Source organism: Terribacillus saccharophilus (assembly GCF_002272075.1).
Taxonomy (GTDB): Bacteria; Bacillota; Bacilli; order Bacillales; family Amphibacillaceae; genus Terribacillus; species Terribacillus saccharophilus_A.
In genome coordinates this window covers 57,337-64,688 of record NZ_NPBJ01000006.1, presented here as the reverse complement: position 1 = coordinate 64,688, position 7,352 = coordinate 57,337, and the positions used below count along the sequence as shown (strand labels likewise).

The window sequence follows — 7,352 nt, the reverse complement described above, 5'->3', positions numbered from 1 at the left end:
TTTTTCAGCAGGGACGTTTTGTTTTTTAGACAGTTAAGGAGGTGGTTAACCATGGATGATGACTATTACTATACAAAATTAATCAGAACAAGATTTGATATAGAAAGAGGAGAAGAAAATGAGTCAGAATGGTTTGCGGAAAGAGCTTTTACCTAGACATGTACAGTTTTTAGCATTAGCAGGTATGATCGGTACCGGTATTTTCAAAGGGAGCGGCGAGACATTGGGGATTGCCGGACCAGGGGTAGTTGTTTCTTACTTACTTGGCGGAGCATTGTTGCTGATTGTAATGGTTGCTTTAGCTGAAATGGCAGTTGTGTACCCAAATCATAATGTACAGCATTTAGTTCATAAGGCGTTCGGTTTTCATATATCCTTCATCGTAGGGTGGCTGTACTGGATAAACTGGACACTGGTAACTGTTGTAGAAATCCTGGCGGCGGGTTCGTTTCTACAGTTTTGGTTTTCTGATACACCGCTTTGGCTCTTGAGCGCAATTTGTGCAGCACTTATCATTGGAATAAACAGCTTACAAGTTAAATTCTACGGAGAAATGGAATTTTGGTTTGCCAGCATTAAAATTATCGCTCTTGTACTATTTATCGTATTAGGCGGAGCAGTTTTAATGGGATTAACGGATTTTTCTCCAGATACACCAACACAGCATCTATTCGGTCATGGCGGTTTCTTCCCAAATGGGATACAAGGAGTATTCGCAGCCTGCTTGATTGTTATGTTCTCATTTGGAGGATCCGAGTTAATCGGGGTAGCTATATCTGAAACAAAAGATGTGAAAAAGGTATTGCCTAAAGTAATCAAAGGCGTCGTTTGGCGTGTATTGCTGTTTTACATTGCGCCTATCACAATCATTGCTGGACTTATCCCTTGGAATCAAGTTGCCGGAACAGAAAGTCCCTTCATTCAAGTAATGGATGCAATCGGAATACCGGGAGTAGCGCATGTAATGAATTTCATTTTATTGACAGCAGTTTTGTCTGCAGCTAACTCTGGTATGTTTGCCACTTCTAGAACGATGTTTTCATTAGCTGAAAAAGGAGAGGCACCAAAACTTTTGACGAAGACTTCCAAATCAGGTGCACCAATCAACGCTATCTCCCTGAATGGCCTGTTTTTATTAATAGGCGCAGGATTAGCTTACTTTGCTCCAGATAGTATCATAGGTACGATGATGACTATTCCTGGATTCACTATGCTGCTGCTTTGGCTGAGTATTTGCGCAGCGCAGCTGAAACTACGGCCGGAATATGCTGAAATGCCACATTTCAGGATGAAGCTGTTTCCTTCGACAACAATTGTCGGAATTACAGGGCTGGGCATCATTTTGATAGGGTCAACATTCAGTAAAGGCATTTCAGTCGGAACAGTTGTTTGTTTTACAGCTTTAGCAGTTTTAATCGTGCTAGCTATAATTATGGGTCGGAAAAGAACAGAAAAAGAAACCAAATTAAAAAAAGCTCAATAAAGGTATCGGTATTCTGGAAGGGTCACTTATGTGACTCTTTTTTTAAAACGTTTTTTAGAAGAGCAGACAAAACACAGCAAATTTCACCAAATAGTCTAAAAAGTAGTAAAAAAGCCTTGATTAACTAATATAACTAATTGTATCATTGATAATGAGAACCAATATCAATTAGAAAGGGCTAACTATTACATAATTTTTCAACGAAAGCTTTCACAACTTGAGTAAGATAGTCTTGCACTAATAGATTGTATATATAAAAGGGGAGAAATAACAAATGGTCAAAAAGCATAAATCGATATTAAAGATGGCAATCTTTTCGGCATTGTTCCTACTAGTTCTTCCAGCATGTTCCAGTCAATCGAACTCAGATGAGAATTCTGAAGGAAGCAATTCATCTGGAGGAGATTCAGCTTCAACAGAAGGTTATCCTATTACGATTGAACATGCTTTCGGGGAAACAGTTATCGAATCTAAGCCTGAACGAGTAGCAACTGTACAATGGGGTAACCAAGATGTTGCGCTTGCACTTGGTATTGTGCCAGTTGGTTTTTCTGCTGCGAACTTCGGTGTGCAGGACGACAGCGGTCTTCTTCCTTGGACAGCAGAGAAACTAGAAGAGTTAGGTGAAAGTAATCCAAATGTCTTTCAAGATACAGATGGACTAGATTTTGAGGCTATTGCAGATTCACAACCAGATGTCATTCTTGCGGCTTATTCTGGTCTTACAGAAGAGGATTATAATACTCTGAGCGAGATTGCGCCTGTGGTAGCTTATCCGACTTCTCCTTGGACAACGTCATGGCGTGATCAAGTAACAATGAATGCAAAAGGTATGGGAATGGAAGCAGAAGGCGAACAGCTGATTGCTGATACCGAGAGTACAATTGAAGAAAAAGTAAACGAACATCCTGAAATCAAAGGCAAAAAGGTTGCTTGGGTGAACTTCTCAGCAACAGATCTATCCGAGTTCCATCTATATACACCAGCTGATTCCCGAGTTGCTTTCCTAGAAGAAATGGGAATGGAATATCCTGAAAGCATTTCTGATTTAATTGAAGATGATGCTGCCTACTCATTGAGCTTAAGTGCAGAAAATGCAGACGTTCTAAATGATGCAGATATAATAATTGGGTACGGTGATGACAGCACGTACGAAGCTGTTAAGAATGATGCACGTTTAGGACAGATTAAGGCAATTCAAAATGATTCTGTTGTATTCATCGCAAATAATTCTGATTTGGCTGCAGCTGGAACTCCAAATCCGCTTGCGATTGAGTATACGATCGATAATTATGTAACTCAGATTGACGATGCTTTAAGTAACAATGAACAGTAATGTAGCAAAGAGGCCAGTAGGACATAAACGTAGCTACTACGCAGCCATTATGATTATTTTCTTTCTATTGCTGTGTGTTAGTATAATTGCTTCACTGGTTTTCGGATCAAGATCTGTGACATTAGATGACTTAATGGCAGGATTGTTCTTATCCAGCTCAGATTCTTACGCTGCAGCTGTTGTCAGTGAAAGAATACCACGAACGGTATTTAGTTTGCTGTGCGGAGGAGCGCTAGGTGTGTCTGGCGCTCTCATGCAAGCAGTAACCCGAAATCCGCTGGCCGATCCCAGTATATTAGGAGTTAACACAGGTGCATCGTTATTTGTCGTTATAGGCATAGCATTTTTTAATATCAGCACAGCTGGTCAGTATATTTGGCTCTCAATAGTAGGAGCAGTTCTTACAGCTATCATTGTATACGGAATTGGTTCAATGGGGCGTACTGGCAATACGCCTCTTAAGCTTGTACTGGCTGGTGCTGCAACAAGTGCAATATTATCTTCCCTGATAAGTGCTATCATGCTTCCTCGATCTTTTGTGATGGATCAATTCAGGTTCTGGCAAGTAGGCAGTGTGGGTGCTGCAAATTGGGATTTCATTGTAATCTTTTTGCCGTTTTTAGTTTCTGGAATCCTGCTGGCTTTCATAATGGCACCATCGCTTAATGCGTTATTGCTTGGGGACGAGATTGCAACTGGTCAAGGGGTTCGGACTGGATTATTGACATTAGTATCTGCTTTTACCGGTGTCATATTGTGCGGGGCGGTAACAGCATTGGCTGGTCCTATTGGCTTTATTGGTTTGCTGGCGACGCATTTGATGCGGCTCATCTTTGGTCCGGATTTACGTCTTATTATACCTATGTCTGCTATTTCAGGTGCTAGCATTCTAACGATTGCTGATGTACTTGGCAGATTAATAGGGAGTCCTGGTGAAGTAGAAGCTGGGATTATAACCGCTTTTATTGGTGCTCCAGTATTAATACTCCTCGCAACTAAATTGAAAGTGCGGTCACTATGATAAACAGCTCAACAATTCTTATTAAACAAGGCAGACAACGTCGATTCAGAAAATGGCTGGTCATTAACATCCTCCTGGCAGCACTTGCTGTTGGACTTTGTATGGCCATGCTTCTTTTAGGTAACACAATCTACCCAATTTCAGAGGTTATTCAAGTGCTTATGGGGGAAAGGATCCCAGGAGCTTATTTTGCTGTCAATACGATAAGGCTTCCCAGGATGATAGCTGGTCTCTTTGCCGGCTTGGCTTTCGGAATGGGAGGACATATATTCCAAACAATGCTGCGTAATCCGCTTGCTAATCCGGATGTACTGGGGATTACCACTGGTTCCAGTGCTGCAGCGTTGTTCAGTATACTTATCTTTCAAACAAGTAATACGGTTGTCTCTTTAGCTTCAGTAACATCAGGACTTGTTACAGTCTTACTCCTATACTTGTTGGCATCAGGCAGTCATTTTTCCATTGGCAGGCTTATACTGATTGGAATCGGTATTCAGGCAGCTCTTAGCGCTGTTATTTCTTATCTTTTAATGGTTGGCAGCCAGCAAGACTTGCCTGCAGCACTTCGATGGTTAAGCGGAAGTCTAAACGGCGCTAAAATGGAAACTTCATTACCGCTTATTTGTACGGTAATAATTTTCGCTCCGCTATTAATTGTTTTAGGAAAGCATTTAGACATATTAGAACTCGGAGAAGAGTCGGCATTATCACTTGGATTAAGTACAAACAAAATCAGACTGATTCTCATACTGAGTGCTGTACTAATGATAGCTTTTGCAACTGCAACAACTGGCCCAATAGCTTTTGTCGCTTTCCTTTCTGGGCCGATTGCTAAAAGATTAGTAGGGACCGGGTTTTCAAATGTCCTGCCTGCAGGTCTTATAGGCATAAACCTAGTTCTTGGAGCAGATCTGATAGGACAATTTGCTTTTGAAGTCAGATATCCAGTTGGCATAATAACAGGATTAGTTGGGGCACCATATCTGCTTTATTTACTTATAAGGATGAATCGAAAGGGATACTTATGATGAAATCAACTCACAAACTTCAAACAGAGCTAATTGTTGCCGGCTATGAAAGTAAAAAAATCCTTCATGGGATTGATGTTGTTATTCCAAACAATCAGGTTAACGTGATTATTGGTCCTAACGCATGCGGTAAATCAACTTTGCTGAAGACGATGGCAAGACTAATCAAGCCAATAGCTGGAGATGTCATTTTAGATGGAAAATCAATTCACAAAATTCCTCCGAAGAAACTTGCAAAAGTATTAGGAGTGCTGCCGCAGTCTCCGGTTGCACCTGAAGGGATTTCAGTAGCTGATTTAGTCGGCAGAGGCAGATTCCCGCATCAATCATTGTTAAGCGGATGGTCAGAGAAGGATTATCAAGCAGTCGAGGAAGCAATGGATATGATGGGAATTACCGAACTTGCTAACAGACATTTGGATGAACTGTCTGGTGGTCAAAGACAGCGCGTCTGGATTGCTATGGCATTGGCTCAACAGACAGATATATTGTTCCTTGATGAACCAACAACGTTTCTGGATATCACGTATCAAGTAGAGATCCTGGATTTGCTTACAGATCTTAATAGAAAATACGGTACGACGATAGTGATGGTTCTTCATGATATCAATCTTGCTGCACGATATGCTGATTATATCTTTGCTCTTCGTAAAGGGGAACTGATAGCCGAGGGAAGGCCATCTGAGATCATTACGGATGAATTGATTAAAGAAATATTTGAGCTTAATTGTACTGTAATTGAGGATCCCGTTTCAAAATCTCCAATGATAGTTCCAAGAGGACGTTATCATGTTTTCACCTAGGTGAGTGTAATTAATCCAAAACGCTGCGTATCAAATAGATAGATCTATACAAAATCAACAGGAAGGCAATAATTATTTGCCTTCCTGTTGATTTTTAGATAGGTAGTGCACCAGTTAAAATATAGGTTCCTATGTAGATAAATATTATCGGCCAAGCATAAATAATATATTTCTTCTGGAAATCGATAAAGTTTGTTTCAGTAGAAGCAACCAACATATAAAGAGCTGGGATAACCGGAGAGATAAGACGGAATGCCTGACCTACCATAGATGCTACAGCTGCTTCATTAGCTGTTATTCCATACTGCGCCATAACATCCGCCATTACACCGGCAATCCCGAAGTAAAACGCGTCTTGAGGCAGAAATGTAATGGCAGGTGCTGAAATCAATGCATAGATGGGAGCCATATTCGATCCTAATGATTCTGGGATAATAGCTGTAATGGACATTGCCAGTGCAGTTGACATGCCACTTCCAGTTAAAACACCAGAGAAAACACCAGCAGCTAATGTTGCTAAAGCAGGTGCTAGAGAATCTGCTGCTAAGTCATCCAGCCTCTGATTGATAAGCTTTGCTGACCTGTAGTTTACCGTAAGTGCTATTGCTGCGCCTATACCGAATAGAACGCCGCCGTGAGCTACATCCATAACGAGCATAACTAAGATAATAAGCGTCAAAATTAAATTGAAATAGAAAAGTTTAGGACGTTTTAATTCAGGATCTTTCAGGCGGATTGCATTGAGCATTTCTTGCATGTCCTCTGGTGAAATATCTTTAGCGGTTTTAGGGTCGAAGTGTAATCTTTTTCTTTCTTTGATCCCGATAAAATAAGCCATGCCGATAGCGAATATTTCAGCAATGATCATACCTGGTAGTATAGCAGCAAAGAGTTCACTAATATTCACGCCCATAGCTGTACTTGCGGCTATTGTAGGACCTCCCCAAGGCAACTGATTAAAGATACCAATTGGAGTGACGATAATGATAGCCAAGTATATCAGCTTGATATTCATTTGCTTATAAAGCTGAAGGAAAGCAGCAACACAAATGATGATTGTAGTGGTGGTATCGCCATTCATTGTAACTACGGTTGCTGTTAGAACGGTAGCCATCGTAACTTTTAATGGATCACCTTTCGCTTTCTTGATGAAGAATTCGCACAAAGGGTCAAACAAACCAACGTTTAGCATGACACCGAAGTACAATACAGCGAAAAGAATTACAATGGCAGGGGAGATAACCCCCATCGACACTTCTCCCGTTTCTTCATCGACACTAAATAAGATACCATCCTTGATCCAATCAAAAAGATCCAGAAAGGAAGCGCCGGTTACAAAGGTTGTAATGGCTCCGAAGATAAAGGGTACAATCGTTAAAGCGCCAAAAACAGTTAATTTATTCTTCGAGAGAAGTACAATGAAAACGATGATCATCGCTAATGCTAAGAATGTCAACATACGAACCATCTCCTGTAGAAAACAAATTATTTGGATCATTAAATTACACATAAGTACAGTAATCATAGAACTTTAAAAACGCTTCGCTAAAATTCGCAGCAGCCCGTTCAAAATCTAATCCGCCGTAATTCGGTTTCTAAGTTGACAATTTTTCTAGGAAAATGGAGCGGCTTTTTGAAAGCGCATACAATTAATTGCGCTCTAATTGCTTAAAAGGTTACA

6 protein-coding genes are annotated in these 7,352 nt (G+C 40.6%); 5 read left to right on the top strand and 1 reads right to left on the bottom strand.

Annotation, left to right across the window (positions count from 1 at the left end; translation table 11 throughout):
- The first annotated feature begins 118 nt into the window (after nucleotides 1-118).
- From CHH48_RS05225 to CHH48_RS05205, 5 genes are all read left to right on the top strand, one after another.
- Nucleotides 119-1,483: an amino acid permease gene (locus CHH48_RS05225; RefSeq protein WP_095218268.1), complete on the top strand. Its 1,365-nt coding sequence runs from the start codon at nucleotides 119-121 to the stop codon at nucleotides 1,481-1,483.
- A 274-nt stretch (nucleotides 1,484-1,757) separates the two neighbouring features.
- Nucleotides 1,758-2,819 carry an iron-siderophore ABC transporter substrate-binding protein gene (locus tag CHH48_RS05220; RefSeq protein ID WP_095218267.1) on the top strand — a complete coding sequence of 354 codons (1,062 nt, stop codon included), beginning with the start codon at nucleotides 1,758-1,760 and terminating at the stop codon, nucleotides 2,817-2,819.
- Between the two features lie 49 nt (nucleotides 2,820-2,868).
- Entirely contained in the window at nucleotides 2,869-3,840 is a 972-nt protein-coding gene (locus CHH48_RS05215; protein WP_371809496.1) for a FecCD family ABC transporter permease, read from the top strand.
- Nucleotides 3,837-4,868: a FecCD family ABC transporter permease gene (locus tag CHH48_RS05210; RefSeq protein ID WP_095218265.1), complete on the top strand. Its 1,032-nt coding sequence runs from the start codon at nucleotides 3,837-3,839 to the stop codon at nucleotides 4,866-4,868. The genes CHH48_RS05215 and CHH48_RS05210 overlap by 4 nt, the downstream gene beginning before the upstream one ends.
- Nucleotides 4,868-5,671: an ABC transporter ATP-binding protein gene (locus CHH48_RS05205; RefSeq protein ID WP_095218264.1), complete on the top strand. Its 804-nt coding sequence runs from the start codon at nucleotides 4,868-4,870 to the stop codon at nucleotides 5,669-5,671. Before CHH48_RS05210 ends, CHH48_RS05205 begins: the two co-directional genes overlap by 1 nt.
- Before the next feature lie 94 nt (nucleotides 5,672-5,765).
- Here CHH48_RS05205 and CHH48_RS05200 read toward each other — a convergent pair whose 3' ends face one another.
- Complete coding sequence (locus CHH48_RS05200) at nucleotides 5,766-7,130, bottom strand: citrate:proton symporter (RefSeq protein ID WP_095218263.1); 1,365 nt, start codon at nucleotides 7,128-7,130, stop codon at nucleotides 5,766-5,768.
- Between the last annotated feature and the right edge of the window lie 222 nt (nucleotides 7,131-7,352).